The sequence below is a fragment of the Chitinophaga sp. HK235 genome, from assembly GCF_018255755.1.
Lineage (GTDB): Bacteria > Bacteroidota > Bacteroidia > Chitinophagales > Chitinophagaceae > Chitinophaga.
This window is the reverse complement of record NZ_CP073766.1, coordinates 3,398,695-3,415,136: the sequence shown is the minus strand read 5'-3', so window position 1 is coordinate 3,415,136 and position 16,442 is coordinate 3,398,695. Positions and strand designations below refer to the sequence as shown.

The 16,442-nt window shown below is 48.9% G+C and carries 11 protein-coding genes; 5 read left to right on the top strand and 6 right to left on the bottom strand.

The features are described 5' to 3' along the window. Positions 1-200 precede the first annotated feature (200 nt). The 3 genes from tkt (at position 201) to KD145_RS11910 (ending at position 3,860) form a co-directional block, all read left to right on the top strand. Positions 201-2,231, top strand: coding sequence for a transketolase (gene tkt, locus KD145_RS11920; RefSeq protein WP_249219803.1), 2,031 nt, complete (start codon positions 201-203; stop codon positions 2,229-2,231). After that, a complete protein-coding gene (locus tag KD145_RS11915) occupies positions 2,209-2,955 on the top strand; it encodes an HAD-IIB family hydrolase (protein WP_212006103.1) in 747 nt (248 codons plus the stop codon). The genes tkt and KD145_RS11915 overlap by 23 nt, the downstream gene beginning before the upstream one ends. A 125-nt stretch (positions 2,956-3,080) precedes the next feature. Next, complete coding sequence (locus tag KD145_RS11910; protein WP_212006102.1) at positions 3,081-3,860, top strand: porin family protein; 780 nt, start codon at positions 3,081-3,083, stop codon at positions 3,858-3,860. A 4-nt stretch (positions 3,861-3,864) separates the two neighbouring features. Here the strand turns inward: KD145_RS11910 and KD145_RS11905 are convergent, their stop codons facing one another. Beyond that, positions 3,865-4,170, bottom strand: a complete 306-nt coding sequence (locus KD145_RS11905) for a hypothetical protein (protein ID WP_212006101.1) — start codon at positions 4,168-4,170, stop codon at positions 3,865-3,867. Positions 4,171-4,336: 166 nt separating this feature from the next. On the opposite strand from KD145_RS11905, the gene KD145_RS11900 reads away from it, so the two are divergent. Continuing rightward, complete coding sequence (locus KD145_RS11900) at positions 4,337-6,718, top strand: glycoside hydrolase N-terminal domain-containing protein (RefSeq protein WP_212006100.1); 2,382 nt, start codon at positions 4,337-4,339, stop codon at positions 6,716-6,718. A 77-nt stretch (positions 6,719-6,795) separates the two neighbouring features. Here KD145_RS11900 and KD145_RS11895 read toward each other — a convergent pair whose 3' ends face one another. The 3 genes from KD145_RS11895 to KD145_RS11885 all read right to left on the bottom strand — a co-directional run bounded on the left by KD145_RS11895 (position 6,796) and on the right by KD145_RS11885 (position 12,925). Further along, complete coding sequence (locus KD145_RS11895; RefSeq protein WP_212006099.1) at positions 6,796-7,935, bottom strand: efflux RND transporter periplasmic adaptor subunit; 1,140 nt, start codon at positions 7,933-7,935, stop codon at positions 6,796-6,798. 1 nt (position 7,936) lies between these two features. Continuing rightward, the gene (locus tag KD145_RS11890) at positions 7,937-12,301 is read right to left on the bottom strand and encodes a CusA/CzcA family heavy metal efflux RND transporter (RefSeq protein WP_212006098.1); all 4,365 of its coding nucleotides are present in this window, start codon (positions 12,299-12,301) and stop codon (positions 7,937-7,939) included. Positions 12,302-12,529: 228 nt separating this feature from the next. Continuing rightward, complete coding sequence (locus KD145_RS11885) at positions 12,530-12,925, bottom strand: hypothetical protein (protein ID WP_212006097.1); 396 nt, start codon at positions 12,923-12,925, stop codon at positions 12,530-12,532. A 134-nt stretch (positions 12,926-13,059) separates the two neighbouring features. Between KD145_RS11885 and KD145_RS11880 the strand changes: the two genes are divergently transcribed. Further along, positions 13,060-13,749 carry a VIT1/CCC1 transporter family protein gene (locus tag KD145_RS11880; RefSeq protein ID WP_212006096.1) on the top strand — a complete coding sequence of 230 codons (690 nt, stop codon included), beginning with the start codon at positions 13,060-13,062 and terminating at the stop codon, positions 13,747-13,749. Between the two features lie 4 nt (positions 13,750-13,753). Here KD145_RS11880 and KD145_RS11875 read toward each other — a convergent pair whose 3' ends face one another. Next, entirely contained in the window at positions 13,754-15,262 is a 1,509-nt protein-coding gene (locus KD145_RS11875) for an ADP-ribosylglycohydrolase family protein (protein WP_212006095.1), read from the bottom strand. Between the two features lie 90 nt (positions 15,263-15,352). Then, positions 15,353-16,435 carry a serine hydrolase gene (locus tag KD145_RS11870; protein WP_212006094.1) on the bottom strand — a complete coding sequence of 361 codons (1,083 nt, stop codon included), beginning with the start codon at positions 16,433-16,435 and terminating at the stop codon, positions 15,353-15,355. Positions 16,436-16,442 lie beyond the last annotated feature (7 nt).

The window sequence follows — 16,442 nt, the reverse complement described above, 5'->3', positions numbered from 1 at the left end:
TAACCGGATTTACGCCGGTTAGCCTTTTGCTTTTTGTGAGTTAACTGATATCGGCAACATAAAAGCAGAAAGTCTTCAGAGGGCTGTAAATGATACCTGTCAGACAGCGGATGATTTACGTCAGTTGGTACCTTATTTGTGGATCTGTTTACCTCACCGGGCCAGGCCCCGATACTTTCTCCAATTTCAAAAAGGCAATTATGAAAACAATGACCATCGAAGAAAAGTGTATAAACACCATTCGTTGCCTGGCAATGGATGCGGTACAGAAAGCCAACTCAGGGCATCCGGGTACGCCTATGGCGCTGGCACCGGCAGCTTTTGTGCTGTGGACAGAGCACCTGCGTTTTAATCCGCAGCATCCCGGATGGCTGAACCGCGACCGTTTTGTGTTGTCTAATGGCCACGCTTCGATGCTACAATATGCGGTATTACATCTCACCGGATATGATATCTCCCTCGACGACCTGAAGCAATTCCGGCAATGGGGCAGTAATACTCCCGGACATCCGGAATACCGGCTTACATCGGGCATTGAAACCACCACCGGGCCGCTGGGACAGGGTATCATGACTGCCGTAGGCATGGCCATGGCAGAAGCACACCTCGCCGCACTGTTTAACCAGGACGATGCAAAAATCATTGATCATTACACCTATGTTTTCTGCAGCGATGGTGACCTGATGGAAGGTGCTTCCCATGAAGCCGCTTCTGTAGCCGGACATCAGGGATTAGGTAAGCTAATATGTTTGTATGATAACAACCATATAACGATAGAAGGAAATACCTCACTGACTTATTCAGATGATGTAGCCAAACGGTTTGAAGCTTACCACTGGCATGTACAGGACCTGGGCGACAATGCCAACGACCTGCAGGCCATCTCTGCAGCCTTCGAAGCAGCCAGGGCGGTGACAGACAAACCCTCTATGATCATATTGCGCAGCCATATCGGCTATGGTTCTCCCCATAAACAGGACACATCGGAAGCGCATGGGTCTCCGCTGGGAGCGGAAGAAATACGGCTTACCAAGGCTTTCTATGGATGGCCGGAAGACCAGGAGTTTCTGGTGCCGGAAGATGTGAAAGCGTATATGGGCAAGGCTGTTAATAAAGGGAAGGATATCGAACAGGCCTGGAATGCCCTGCTGCAACAGTATAAAACAAAATACCCCGAGCTGTATCAGCAGCTGGAACAGTTTCTTACGCAGAAACTGCCTGCAGGCTGGGACCATGATGTTCCGGTTTATAAACCCGAAGACGGCCCCAAAGCCACGCGGGAAATATCTTCTGCCTTTCTGAATGCAGTGGCCTCCAAAGTGCCCTGGCTGATAGGTGGCAGCGGAGATCTGGAGCCTTCCACTTTAACACTGATCAAGTCTTCAGGATATTTTGAAAAAGGAAATTATGGTAACCGTAACATTGCCTGGGGTATCCGCGAACATGTAATGTGTGCGGCGAGCTCCGGTCTTCAGTTGCATGGCGGTGTACGGGTGTATGCAGCCACCTTTTTCATTTTTACAGACTATGCCCGTCCGGCTATACGGCTGGCCTGTATCATGGAGCTGCCCGTGATTTATGTGATGACGCACGACAGTATCGGGTTGGGAGAAGATGGTACTACTCACCAGCCGGTAGAGCACCTGGCCTCTTTACGGGCAATGCCGCATATGTGCGTGATCCGTCCGGGCGATGCCAATGAGGCTGCATGGGCCTGGCGTACAGCGATCACCCGTACCGGCGGACCTACCATGCTGGTGCTTACCCGGCAGAAACTGCCGATAGCAGACAGAAGTCAGCTGGCACCGGCTAGTGGCTTACAGCAGGGCGCTTATATCCTGGCGAAGGAAAAAGGTGACATGCCGGATATTATTCTGATCGCCAGCGGCTCGGAAGTATCACTGGTACTGGAAGCCAGGGAACGGCTGCAACAGGAGGGTGTCGATGCCAGAGTGGTGAGTATGCCCAGCTGGGAGCTGTTCAGGGAACAGTCCGAAGATTACCGGCAAGAGGTGCTGCCACCGGCTGTTAAAGCCCGACTGGCAGTAGAAGCCGGATCTCCCGAAGGCTGGGAACAATGGCTGGGAGAGAAGGGCACCATGATCGGTATTAACCATTTTGGCGCCAGCGCACCGGCTAAAGAACTGTTTAAACATTATGGTTTTACAGTGGAAAATATACTGGACAAAGCCACTAAACTGGTAAAACATGAGAAAGCTCATCGTATTTGACCTCGACGGTACCCTCGCTGTGAGCAAGTCGCCTATCGACACAGAAATGGGTTCCCTGCTGGGAGGCCTGATAGAGACGGTGCGTGTGGCGATCATCTCCGGCGGTAAATGGGAACAATTCGAAAAACAGGTGATCCGTTTGCTACCCCAGGGCATACCGCTATCCCGGCTTTTTATACTGCCTACCTGTGGTACACAGTTCTATCATTACAAACAACAATGGGAACTGCTCTACGCAGAAAACTTTACGTCCGCTGAAAAGGAAAAAATCCTCCACTCACTGAATACTGCCATTGCGCAGGCGGGGTTTACCATCATACAAACCTGGGGTGATCAGATAGAAGACCGCGGCAGCCAGATTACCTGGTCTGCACTCGGACAGGAAGCACCCGTAGATGCCAAAAAAAGCTGGGATCCCGATTTTACCAAACGCAGGAAAATCCAGTCCTTACTTGATAAATTGATTCCCGGATTTGCGGTGAACCTGGGTGGAATGACTTCCGTGGATATTACCAAAGAAGGAATTGATAAAGGGTATGGCATCCGCAAACTGAGGGATACGCTGGGTATAGCAATAGAAGAAATGTTGTTTGTAGGAGATGCCTTGTTTGAAGGTGGCAATGATTATCCTGCGAAAGAGGCCGGGGCACTGAGTATAGCGGTAAGAGATCCTGATGAAACCAAAAGGGTGATCGAAACAGCGCTGGCCTGTTTGCATGCTTAACAAATCACCGTTTGTAAAATTAGTAGTTTGCATTTAATGGTATAGTTGTAGCTTTACCGGATCAACCGGTATTAACCAAAATTTACTGGTGTCATTAAACTATTCTTTTTACAACACAAAACCTTATGAAAAGCAAATTACGTTTAGTCGTTGCCGTGGCGGCGTTTTTTATGTGTCCGTTCGTGGTGCAGGCGCAGGTTGATCTCGGTATTAAAGCAGGTTTGAGTATCCCTAATTTAACTTCCGGTAATTCTTCCAATCCAATTAACAGCGGCTACAGCTCCAGGCTGGGCCTTGATGCGGGTGTGCATGCTGAATTTCATCTTACCAAACGTTTTTCTATCCAGCCTGAACTGAGATACTCTTCCCAGGGTGGTAAAAAAGACAAAGGCCAGGCATTTCCTCCTACACCGGAAATGGCAGCAGGATTTCAGGCTCAGGGCCAACCGGTACCTCAGTATGTATATGCTGATTACAAAAGCGTAGCTAAATTCAACTACCTGATGATCCCTGTGCTGGCTAAATATCACTTTGGCTTCAGCCCTAAATGGGATCTTTATGTAGCTGCCGGTCCATTCGTAAGTTTCCTGCTGAATGGTAAACAGGAGATGAGCGGTACCAGCCCTATTTTCCTGGACACAGACCATAAACAGCCGCTGACTCCTCCGCAGGATTTTAACCAAACCCAGGATATCAAAAGTGAGCTGAAAAAAGCCAACTGGGGTATCGATGGTCATATCGGTCTGGCTTACCACCTCAACAGCAGAAGTGCGATCTTCGTTGAAGGTGGTGGTAACTACGGTTTCGTGAAAATCCAAAAAAACAAAGCCAACGGTGAAAACAATACCGGTGCTGGTGTTGTAGTACTGGGTTACTCTTACCGTATCTGCGATAAGAAAAAATAACTGCTCATGCCAGCAGATTAAAGGAAACGAATATAATCGTTACACTAATGCATACCAGAGACAGGAGGAAGATGTAATCTGCAGCTTCCTCCAGTTTCTCACTCCTCCTTCGTTGTTTCGACCGCATCGACAGAAAAGACAGTATACAGCTCCCCATCAGCAATATAGCCGCAATCCCCGTACAGTCATCAATAATCGTTACCTGGTTAAAATGTGCCACCTTGATGGATGTCAGCACAATCAGACAAAAGCCTAACAGGTTGGTGGAAGTGTTGAGTATATGTGGTGATTTGTTGCTCTCATTTGCCATAAACCATCATTTCAGAAGGTCAATTTAAATAATCAATCCTGCTGAAAAAAGTTAAAATACAATTACCCGGGATCAAAATTGAATTAACAGGCGGAATAACTGTCTACAGGCATACGGATAGCCAATAATAATATTATCTTTCGTGTCATGTAAAACAGTAGAGCATATGAAATATATGATTACCTGTCTGCTGACCGTGGTAGTAGCTACCAGCGGTTTTTCGCAGGAGCAGTCATTAAAATTATGGTACACTTCCCCTGCCAGCGCTACCGCCAAAGATGTCACTTCCCCCTGGAAAGATGATCCTGCCTGGTTACAGGCCATGCCGATTGGGAACGGTAATATCGGCGCCATGGTTTTTGGTGATGTCAACCAGGAGCGGATACAGCTCAATGAAAAAACATTATGGAATGGCAGTCGTGATGATAACGACAATCCGGAAGCAGCCCGCTATCTGCCGGAGATACGCAGCCTGTTGTTTCAGGGCCGGTTTAAGGAAGCTACAGCGCTGACCAATAAAACACAGGTATGTAAAGGGGCTGGCTCCGGTACCGGTAATGGTTCTAACGTGCCATTCGGTACGTATCAGACCCTGGGCGACCTGCGCATCGATTTCGGCAAAAGCAGTCCCTATGAAGCCTATCAGCGCAGCCTGCAACTGGATGATGCCATCGTCAGGGTCAGCTATCAGCAGGAGGGCGTACACTATACCCGTGAATATTTTATCAGCGCGCCGGCCAATGTGATGGCCGTAAAATTCTCTGCTGATAAAAAAGGGGCGCTCAGCTTCACGGCCACGCTGGACAGACCGGAACGTTTTACCACCAAAGCCGCCAATGGTGAACTGGTGATGAGTGGAGCACTCAACAACGGCAAAGGTGGTGATGGCATAAAATACATTACCCGATTACAGGCCCGCAACAAAGGTGGTCAGCTGAAATACAGCGGTAATCAGCTGATTGTAAAAGATGCGGACGAAGTGGTGTTATACCTTGCCGCTTCTACTGATTACCTGCCCAACTATCCCATATACAAAGGAAGAGATTATGCAGGGCTGACAGCCAGTGCATTAAAAGCGGCTACCGCCGTACCTTATACGCAATTAAAGCAGGCGCATGTAAAGGATTACCAACGGCTGTTTAACAGGGTGTCTTTACAACTGGCCACCACAGCAGACGACATCCCTACAGATGTCCGTTTGAAAAAAATAAGGGAAACAGGCAATGATAACCACCTGACACAGCTGTACTTTCAGTATGGCCGTTACCTGCTGATATCTTCTGCCCGGAAAAACACGCTGCCTGCCAATCTGCAGGGCATATGGGCCAATAAGGTACTGACCCCGTGGAATGGCGACTATCATACTAATATCAATGTGCAGATGAACTACTGGCTGGCTGAAAATACCAACCTGGGAGAACTGCATCTGTCGCTGACCAATTTCATCCAGGGTATAGAGAAGCCCGCCTCCCGCTCTGCTGCTGTACAGTTTGGCGGTTCGGGATGGTGTGTGAACCCTATCGTGAACATATGGGGCTTTACATCACCGGGCGAAGATCCTTCCTGGGGGCTGACTACTGGCGCCAGTGGCTGGATCTGTGAACATCTGTGGGAACATTATGCTTTTACGAAGGATTCCGCTTATCTGCGTAAGGTGTATCCGACACTGAGAGAGGCTGCCCGTTTTTACCTGGGCTGGCTGGTAAAAGATCCGTCAACAGGCAAGCTGGTGTCCGGACCTGCATCTTCCCCGGAAAATGCTTTCGAAGCACCTGACGGCAGCAATGGTACCATCAGTATGGGGCCTTCGCATGATCAGGAGGTGATACACGAACTGTTTACCAATGTGCTGCAGGCTGCGGGCATCTTACAACAGTCAGATCCCTTGCTGGATAAAATCCGTGAAGCCAAAGCCAACCTGCTGATGCCGCAGATAGGGGCTGATGGCCGTATTATGGAATGGGCGCAGCCCTATCCGGAGAAAGAACCCGGGCATCGTCATATGTCGCATTTATATGCCCTGTATCCGGGCTATGCCTTTACGGAGGCCCAGGCTCCGCAATATGTGCATGCGGCCCGTAAATCGCTCGAATACCGCCTGCAACACGGTGGCGGACATACCGGCTGGAGTGCCGCCTGGGTGGCTAATCTGTGGGCCCGGTTAAAAAACGGTCCTGAAGCCTTAAAAGCCCTCAACACTATTTTCATGCATAAAACAGCCGATAACCTGTTTAACCTGCATCCGCCTTTTCAGATAGACGGCAACTTTGGCGCCACTGCTGGTATCGCTGAAATGCTGTTGCAGAGTCACGAAGGGATGGTGACACTGTTGCCGGCCCTGCCTCCGGAGTGGAAAGACGGGAACGTAAAAGGACTCTGTGCCCGCGGAGCTTTTGAAGTGAATATGTCATGGAAAGATGGAAAGCTGTCTGCCGCTACGCTGCGCGCTATCAAAGGAGGCGGCTGTCAGGTACGTTATGGCGACCAGATCGTGGTGATGAATACAGAAGCCGGAAAAGATTACCCGCTGGACGCATTATTACGATAACAATGATTTAGTGATTTAGTTATTTGGGTATTTAATCAAATACCTAAATAACTAAATCACTAAATAACTAAATGTTATTATTCTTCTTCTGATCTGTTTTTCAGTTTGCCTAACAGTGAATAGGCGCCTTCCACCACAATTTTCTCGTTCCGCAGATCTTTTCCTCCAGGCAGGAGCTGTATCATTTTATTTTCTTTCAGGCCGGTGTTTACAGGCGTGAAGGTAAAGGTATGTCCATCCTGGGTGGTGAAGATATATTCTTTGCCCATATACCGTACGACGGCATTTTCAGGCACGGCCAGTGCCTGCTGGTTATCCATCTCGAAGGTGGCGTTGAGGAACATGCCTGGCAGCAGATCGTGACCTGGTTTTTCGAAGTGGCAGTGGATCAGACCACTGCGGTTGTCGTTGATATTTTTGGTGACAAGTATCGTTTCTATTTCATACTCCTGATCCGGTTTTTCTACCAGTGTCACTTTGCCTTTTACGCCTTTGCGGAAGGAGGTGATATCTTTTTCAAACACCGTGATGGCTGCATGGATATCTTCCGGGTTGACCAGCTCAAACAACACATCGGAGGGCATTACATAACGGCCTATGTTGACATTGACTTTGGTCACATAACCGTTGATGGGAGAGTAGATGGGCGCTGTGCGGGAGATACTGCCAACAGTGAGTTTATCAGGATTGATGTTGATGATACGCAGTTTTTCCCCGACAGATTTAAGGGTCACCTGAGCGGTTTTATATTCATTGAGCACCTGCTGATATTTCTTTTTGCTGATGGCATCTGCTTCGCTGAGGGTCCGTTGCCTTTCCATATCAGCGGAGAGGTATTCCATATTGGCTTTGGCTGTGAGGTAGTCCTGTTGAAGCTGTATGTAGCTCTGGTCTTCCATGATGCCCAGTACTTCTCCTTTTGACACCTGGCTGCCGGGCAGCAGGCGGGTGCTTTTGAGATAACCACCTAAAGGAGAACTGATGGAGATCAGGTTTTGCGGAGGTACGTCTACTACGCCGGTGGCTCTCAGGGTGGCGTGCATGTTGATGGTACGGGCAGTGTCGAGTACGATGGCTGCATTTTTTCTCTGCAGGCTGTCGAGTGTCACGATATCTTCTGCTGCTCCCTTGTTGGCGTTGGTGTTTTCTGCGGCCTGTTTGTTTTTGCAGGCGAATAATAATCCTGTGAAGGCGAGGTATATGAATATCTTCCGCATGCTATTGCTGATTGAATTGTAATAAATATTCCAGTTCTGTTTTCCGGATGTTGAGTTCTTTCAAAACATCGATATACTGGCTTTGCAGGGCGATGGCGTTGCTGATGAGGGTACTCCATTCGATGTACCCTATTTCGCCGTTTTTATAGCTGATATTGGCCGTTTGTATGATGATATCTGATTCTTTCAGGGCCGAGCGATGATAATAGCTGATGGCCTGCTGATATTTCATATAGTCGTTCCAGTTTTGTTCGAGCTGGATGCGTAGCTGTTCAGTGGCCAGTGCGGTGGCGGTGGCGGCGCTGGCCTGCATTTGTTGTGCGGCCTTTATCCTGGCTTTCTGTGCAGAAGCGAAGATAGGAATGCCGATACCTACCTGGGCGATGGAAAAACGGTGGCCGGGGCCGTAATAACGTTCTACATTGTTTTTATCCGGTTGCCATCCTACGATGGATTGGTTGGAATAACCCAGCGTCCAGTCGGGCAGCAGCCTGGCTTTTTCCAGCTGTGTTTTGCTGTTGTTGAGCTGTTGCTGCTGCTGATATACCTGCAGATAAGGATGTTGCTGCAGTTTAGTACTGTCGAACAGAATGGGCGCGCTGCCCAATGTATCGGCAGGGTCAATGTCTGACGGTGTTTCATGCAGCAGCATGTTTAGCTGTGCGATGGCAGTTTTCTGATCGGACTGCAACAGTTCCAGCTGCATTTTAGCCTGGTGTTCCTGGTTTTCCAGTGTTGTTTTTTCCAGGAGATTACTTTCTCCGTTGTCGTAGCGAAGTTTGGCCACCCTGGAGTAGCTGGAAACGATGCTGTCGGTTTTTTGTAACAGTACCTTTTTTGCTTTAAGGAATTGCAACTGCAGATAGGCCAGCTTTACCAGCCTTGTTATCTCTGCCTGCTGTAGCGTGGTTTGTAGTCTGGCTTGTTGCCATTCCTGCTCATACAGTTGTTTTTGCCGCTTGTATACGGTAGGGAAGGCGAAGCCCTGGGTGAGTGTGAATTTATTATCAAAAGTATTGCTGTTGACATTTCCCAATTCTGTCATCACCTGTGCCTTGGGCAGGTCGGTGCTGCTACGGGTGAGTGCCTGATAATAGGCAGCCTGTTGCTGGCTGAGTTTTAGCTGCAGGTTTTGCTGCTGTGCTGTCTGCAGGGCCTGTTGCAACGTGAGCGGCTTTGTGGTTTGTGCCTGCAGCAGGGCAGGAGCGCCCAGCAACAGCAGGAGCATGATTGCTGCTGGTTTGGGTTTTTTCCATCCTTCTTCAAACAACAGGAAAAGCGCAGGAAGTACTACCAGTGTGAGCAGGGTAGCGGTGATCAGACCACCGATTACAACGGTGGCCAGCGGTCGTTGTACTTCCGCGCCAGCGCCATTACTGAGGGCCATCGGCAGGAAGCCGAGTGATGCCACGGTGGCGGTCATCAGTACAGGCCTTAATCTGTCGTGTGTGGCCTGGATGATGATCTGCCGTATGTTTGTCATACCACTGTTTTTTAACTGATTCATTTCTCCGATTAATACAATACCGTTTAATACTGCTACGCCAAACAATGCGATAAAACCTATACCGGCGGAGATACTGAAAGGCATACCCCGCATCCACAACGTGAATACCCCGCCAATAGCAGACAATGGGATGGCGGAGAATATCAGCAGGCAGTATTTCATTTTACGAAAAGCGAAGAACAGCATCAGGAATATCAGCAGCAGCGCTACCGGCAGCGCGATACTTAACCTTTTGGTAGCATGCTGCAGGTTTTCGTATTGACCGCCATAAGTGATGTAATATCCCGGAGGAAGTTTAAGGTGTTCGCGTACCTTGGTCTGCAACTCCTTCACGATGCTCTGCACGTCGCGGCCACGCACGTTAAAACCAACGGTGATCCTGCGGCGGGCATCTTCCCTTTGTATCTGGTAAGGACCATCCTGTATATCAATGTCGGCCAGCACCTGCAGTGGTACCTGTTCTCCGTTGGGTAGCCCTACCTGTAGGTTATTGATTTCGTTGATATCTTTTTTCTCGTTTTCGTTCATACGTACTACGAGATCGTATCTTTTTTCGCCTTCGAATACCAATCCGGAAGTGGCGCCGGCATAGGCGGCCTGGATGGTGTTGTTGACATCGGTAACAGAAGCGCCGTAACGGGCGATGGCCTCCCTTTTGTAAGACACTACCAGCTGGGCCACACCGGTGACGGTTTCGGTGTAGAGGTCTTTCGCACCTTGTACAGTCCGTACGATGGAACCAATCTTATCGGCATAAGCAGCGAGGGTATCGAGGTCGTCACCGAATATTTTACAAACCACATCCTGACGGGCACCGGTCATCAGTTCATTAAAGCGCATCTGTACGGGAAACTGAAAGCCGGTGGTGATACCGGGAATCTCTTCCAGGGCCTTACTCATTTTGCCGGCCAGCTCAGGGAAACCGGAGGCGCTGGTCCATTCGTGTTTAGGTTTGAGGATCACCATCAGGTCGGCAGCTTCCATAGGCATGGGGTCTGTAGGTATTTCCCCGGAACCTATTTTTACGACTACTTTTTCTACTTCCGGAAACTGGCGTTTCAGCACGCCGGCGGCCTTTTCTGTGGTCTGGATAGAGGTGCTCAGCGAAGTACCGGGCAATAGCCGGGTATCCACGGCGAAGTCGCCTTCTTCCAGCTGCGGAATAAACTCACCACCCATGTTGGAAAGTACCAGCGCTGCTGCACCAAACAATACAAAAGCAACGGCTATCACTAGTACGGGTATACGTAATACTCTCTGCAAAAGCGGGTCGTACAGGCGTTTTATCCGTTCCATCATTTTATCGGCGAAGCTGTCTTTATGACTTAGTTTTTTGTTGAGGAAGAGGGCGCCCATCATCGGTACATAAGTGAGCGACAGCAGGCAGGCGCCGAGGATGGCGAAAGACACGGTTTGTGCCATCGGGCGGAACATCTTGCCTTCAATACCCTGCAGGGAGAGGATAGGCAGATATACAATAAGGATGATCACCTGACCGAAGGCGGCACTGTTCATCATACTTTTGGCGGATGATTCCACTTCCTCGTTCATCTGTTCCTGTGTGAGCTGTTTTACGCCGCTGAGGGTGGCACCTTTGGTGAGTTTGTGCATCACCGCTTCGATGATGATGACGGCGCCATCTACCAGCAGGCCGAAGTCGAGTGCTCCCAGACTCATCAGGTTGCCGCTTACGCCGAAGATATGCATCAGGATGATGGCAAAGAGCATAGACAGCGGTATCACCGACGCTACGATCAGGCCGGCGCGGACATTGCCCATGAAGATGACCAGTACCAGGATCACGATCAGGGCGCCTTCCAGCAGGTTACGCTCTACGGTGGAGATGGCGTTGTCTACCATTTTTGTTCTGTCCAGAAATGCTTCTATGGCGATACCTTCCGGTAATGTTTTTTCTATGGCGGCTATTTTATCCTTGATGTTGCGGATCACCTTGTTGCTGTTTTCCCCTTTCAGCATCATTACTACAGCGCCGGCCACCTCTTGTTGATCATTGAGTACCATAGCGCCGTAACGTATAGCCGTTCCCGTTTTAACGGTGGCTACATCTCTTATCAGCACCGGAATACCGTTGTTGATCCTTTTGATGGCAATGTTGCCGATGTCTTCGAGGTTTTTTACCAGGCCTTCACTGCGGATAAACAATACGCCGGGGCCTTTTTCGATATAGGCACCACCAGTGTTCTGGTTATTTTCCTGAAGGCTGCGGTACACATCGGAGATGGTGATTTGGAAACTCTTGAGTTTCTCGGGGCTGATAGCTACCTCATATTGTTTGACGGTACCGCCAAAGGAGCTGACATCAGCCACTCCTTCGGTGCCCAGCAGCTGACGCCTTACGGTCCAGTCCTGTATGTCACGTAGTGCGGTGAGATCATATTTGCCTTCATAGCCGGGTTTGGGTTTTACCACATACTGGAAAACCTCTCCCAGACCGGTTGTTACCGGGCCTAGTTCAGGCTCAGCCATACCGGCAGGTATCTGCTGGCGTACCTGTGCCAACCGTTCACTTACCTGTTGCCTGGCCCAGTAAACATCTGTCTGGTCATTGAAGACGATGGTCACCAGGCTTAGTCCGAAACGGGAAAAGCTGCGTTGTTCGATAATCCCGGGAATATTGCGGGTAGCCAGTTCTATGGGTACGGTGATGAAACGTTCTACGTCGGGAGCGCCCAGGCTGGGCGCAGAAGAGATCACCAGCACCTGGTTGTTGGTGATGTCGGGCACTGCATCAATCGGGAGCTGGGTAAGGGAATAACTACCCCAGCCTATCAGTGCCAGTATAAACAAGCCTATGATCAGCTTGTTTTTGATGGAAAAGCGGATAATACTGTTTAACAAAGCGGCAGACTTTAGAAAAATAACGAATGGGGAATGATGGGCGGATGGCTTGTTTCCCGGGATATACCGCCAGCCCGGGAAAAGGCGGCAATATGCCCGCTTCCCCGTTTTTTAAACCCGGGGAAAGGGAAAATGTTCATCAATGCCGGTAAAAAGACATCGCCTGCAAACATGATAGATCAATGTTGCATAGCATGGTCTTTTCGTGGCTACATCATTCTTTTAATATCAGGACAGTTGTGCTGATACAGATTTGGGAGGCTGGAAAACGTTGTCGGGTAACCGGTAGGGAGGGGGACCATCATTCAGAATAAAATAGTCTTCCTCCGGCAACTCTATCACAGGCGCAAACAGGGTAACCGGCGCCGGTATTACTGTGGGGAGTGTCATGCAGATAATATCCACCGTTTTGAAAGGCAACTGCATGTCTTGTTGATAATCATTGTCAAAAGGTTGTTCATCTACATAATGCATTTTCAGGAAAGACGCCAGGGTCAACTGGGTGTTTTCCTGTTTATGCTGTTTGAAATGCTCCACCAGCAAAGGGAATTTGAGCAACTGGCTGGCTTCTGTACTGCCAAACAGGTACACAAATAATAATAATATTGCAGTGGCCTTTTTCATATATGAATATCGGGGCCAAAGATAATCATATTTCATTATGAAGTCAGATAAAAATCCCGATAGCCGTTGCCAATAATATTTACTTTTGTTGCATCATTCCCTGGAATCATCAGTTTTCAAACCCGACAAAAGTTATGACACATCAGGAAAAGCATTTTACCGGATCTGAATTATTGCGCGATATTGTTATCGGAATGTCCGATGGCCTTACGGTACCTTTTGCCCTGGCGGCAGGTCTCAGCGGCACTGTTAAGGATGTAAACCTCATCGTTATTGCCGGACTGGCGGAAATAGCGGCCGGTTCCATTGCCATGGGACTGGGCGGTTACCTCGCTGGTAAAACGGAAGTGGACCACTATCAGAGTGAACTGAAGAGAGAATATGAGGAGATAGAAACTGTACCGGAAAGAGAAAGGGAAGAAGTGGAAACATTTTTTGCAGAACTGGGCCTGAGCCGCGAACTGCAGCAAAAAGCCGCTGCCGAACTGATAACAGACAAAGACCGTTGGGCCGACTTTATGATGAAGTATGAGCTGGGCCTCGAAAAGCCGGATGCTGCAAGGGCTACCAAAAGTGCACTGAATATCGGTGTCTCCTATATCGTTGGCGGACTGATTCCGCTGTCGCCCTATTTCTTTGTGAGCGAAGGGCTTCAGGGCCTTAAAATATCGGCCCTGATCACCATCATCTGTTTATTTATCTTTGGCTATTTCAAAAGCCGTATCACCGGATTAAATCCTGTTATGGGCGGAATTCGTGTAGCCGTCATCGGTACTATCGCCGCAGGATGTGCGTTTGGTATCGCCAGACTGATTGGCGGATAATCTGCTATTGTTTACGGAAGGTAACATAATAACCCGTTCGCAGTTCGTAATCCGGATGCGGATCACTGACCTGTATTTTTATGTTGTGTTTTCCTGCGGGAAGGTTAAGGTTATAGTAGATCTCATCTTTACGTGTCAGATAATTGGTAGGCATCCTGATCGTGTCTGTAATATGTCCGTCTATGCTGACGGTCGCAGTGATCACACGGTCAGGTACTTCTCCTTTTTTGGCAGCATAGCCGCTTAATACAAAACCATTACCCTCTATCGTCAGTGTGATTTCATTGCCATTGACATGAAAATCTTTTTTGCTCACCGGTACCAGGTGTGGGAAGCTCTCTTCAAAAGCTACCGGCTCAGGAGATTGCAGCGGAATAACGACCATATCACCCTGTTCCCGTCCTCCATGGCGTTTGATATTGGCCAGCGCATGCCGGTAACTGATATCATAGGCTTTGTTGAGGGAGATGCTGGTATATTTAAAATTGATATCTTCTGCTCCCGCCAGTCCATCTTTCCATTTCTGCGGAATTTTTTTATATCCCAGCATAGTGCCCAATATACCTCCGGCTGTAGAAGGGTTGCAGTCTGCATCCTGGCCGGCACGGGTGGATATCTCCAGTGTTTTTTCATAGTCACCGTTACCATACAGCAGTCCGAGTATCACATAGGCGCAGTTGATGGTAGCATCTATATTCAGCGGATTAAAAATGGCGTCGGGGCAACTGAGATCGGATGACCATTTTTTCTGTAGTTCAAACCAGGTACGGTGCCAGTCGTTGGGAAATTGTTTGTGCCATTTGATTACATCGCTCATACACTGATGGAACTTGCTCTGTGTCGGAATGACACCTAATGCATTAACGACCACCTGTTTGATATCAGATGTGACAAAAGCCTGTGAATACATAGCACCCACGTACACACCACCATACCATCCGTTGCCATAGTTCATGATATGGCCTATCTTATGGCTGATAGCGGAAGCGGCGTTGGGCAGGCCGGGGCTCATAAGGCCGGCGTAGTCGGCTTCTATCTGGTAGTCGATGCAGTCTGCATGCATATTGTGCTGCCAGTGTCCGGAGGCTGGTGCTTTGAGGCCGTTGAGGATATTATAACGGGCGGCCTGATTAGCATGCCACAGTACATAACCGGCCTGCGCGAAAGCCTGTGCAAAAGAATCGGCCGGAGCATCGAGGCCGTTACGTTCCATCACATCCACAAAAGTGAGGTCCATATACAGGTCATCGTAAAGGCCGGGGAAGCTGTCCATCACTTCTTTTACATAACCTTTATGCCATTCGAGTGGTTGATAGTCCTGGATAAAGGTGCCGTTGTAACGGAATTCATAAGGGCCGCCAAAAGTAACACCAATGGTTTGTCCGGCCCATCCGCCTTTAATCTTATCCTGTAATACTTCTTTGGAGAGATGGACCACCGGGCCAGGCGTTTGTGCAGTGGTGGCTATAACAGCTGACAGTACAGCCATTACCAGCAGTAAAGATGTTTTCATATCGTGTGGAAGTTGTTACAAGAGGATGAATATAAAAAAGCGGCGGTCAATAAGTAACTATTGACCGCCGCTTTTTTATATTCATGTAGATTACCTCACTGCATTTCTTACAGCGGCTCTTATTTTCTGGCAGGTAGCGATCGTTCGCGGACCGTCTGTTTCCATATAGGTGAAGATAAAGCCGGTTATCTTTTTAGGATCATTGATCCATGGAAAACTGCCGTAGGTGCCGGGGCTGCTGCTTTCTACCAGTACATCACCGGTAGCAACGATGTCGCGCCAGTGACCGATGCCGTACATATTAGGCAGGTCCAGGTAGGTAGAATAGGCCGTTTTGGTAATGGGCTGGGCCTGATTCATGGCAATGACGGCGGCTTCGCTGAGCACCCTGTTGCCGTTGGCCGCTACGCCTTTGTTGGACAACATATCCAGGAATTTAATATAGTCGTTGGGGGTAGTGCGGGCACTGCTGGCCGGAGTAGGGTTGCCGCTAATTCCATAGTCTGTTTTTGTCATGCCACAAGGACCAAATATTTTTTGATTAGCCAGATCACTCCAGCTTTTGCCGGTCACCACTTCACAGATGCGGCCGGCGATATGCATGCTTACACGGCCGTAATAGAAGGTGCCGGGAGGGTTGATCTGTTTCACGTTTTTAGCGATGGAGTCTACCGATTGCGCCATCGTGAGCAGGGGATTCAGCTCATAGTTTTTGTCTGAAGTACCAGGGAAGCCGGAAGTAAGCGACATTAGCTCCGCGATGGTAACAGCTCCTTTGCCATAGGTGGTGAAGATCGGCAGGAAGGTCCCTATCGTATCACTGAGCTTAAATTTACCTTCATCAACCAGACTCATTACCACGGCGCCTGCCAGCCATTTGGAGCAGGAGGCTACGAGTTGCTGGGTTTCGCCGTCAAATCCTCCATATCCTTTCGTATATACTTCTTTTCCGTTGACATGAATGATGGTATAACATTTACCATTATACCTCACAGGAACAGAATCATTCAGGATCTGGGTGACAGCGCTGAGATCAATTGTCTGCGTGGGTTGTGTTGGTTGTGTAGGCTGTGTTGGCGGATTTACCGGATTCGTTTCTTTTGGGTCCGATTTCGTACATGACACCATACTGATGCTTAAAAGGCATACAAACAGGTTGGGAAAATATTTCATATGAAGA

What these genes read in the sequence shown, in the direction of transcription:
- tkt (WP_249219803.1), top strand. Translation starts at nt 201, where the DNA reads ATGAAAACAATGACCATCGAAGAAAAGTGTATAAACACCATTCGTTGC.
- KD145_RS11915 (WP_212006103.1), top strand. Translation starts at nt 2,209, where the DNA reads ATGAGAAAGCTCATCGTATTTGACCTCGACGGTACCCTCGCTGTGAGC.
- KD145_RS11910 (WP_212006102.1), top strand. Translation starts at nt 3,081, where the DNA reads ATGAAAAGCAAATTACGTTTAGTCGTTGCCGTGGCGGCGTTTTTTATG.
- KD145_RS11905 (WP_212006101.1), bottom strand. Translation starts at nt 4,170, where the DNA reads ATGGCAAATGAGAGCAACAAATCACCACATATACTCAACACTTCCACC.
- KD145_RS11900 (WP_212006100.1), top strand. Translation starts at nt 4,337, where the DNA reads ATGAAATATATGATTACCTGTCTGCTGACCGTGGTAGTAGCTACCAGC.
- KD145_RS11895 (WP_212006099.1), bottom strand. Translation starts at nt 7,935, where the DNA reads ATGCGGAAGATATTCATATACCTCGCCTTCACAGGATTATTATTCGCC.
- KD145_RS11885 (WP_212006097.1), bottom strand. Translation starts at nt 12,925, where the DNA reads ATGAAAAAGGCCACTGCAATATTATTATTATTTGTGTACCTGTTTGGC.
- KD145_RS11880 (WP_212006096.1), top strand. Translation starts at nt 13,060, where the DNA reads ATGACACATCAGGAAAAGCATTTTACCGGATCTGAATTATTGCGCGAT.
- KD145_RS11875 (WP_212006095.1), bottom strand. Translation starts at nt 15,262, where the DNA reads ATGAAAACATCTTTACTGCTGGTAATGGCTGTACTGTCAGCTGTTATA.
- KD145_RS11870 (WP_212006094.1), bottom strand. Translation starts at nt 16,435, where the DNA reads ATGAAATATTTTCCCAACCTGTTTGTATGCCTTTTAAGCATCAGTATG.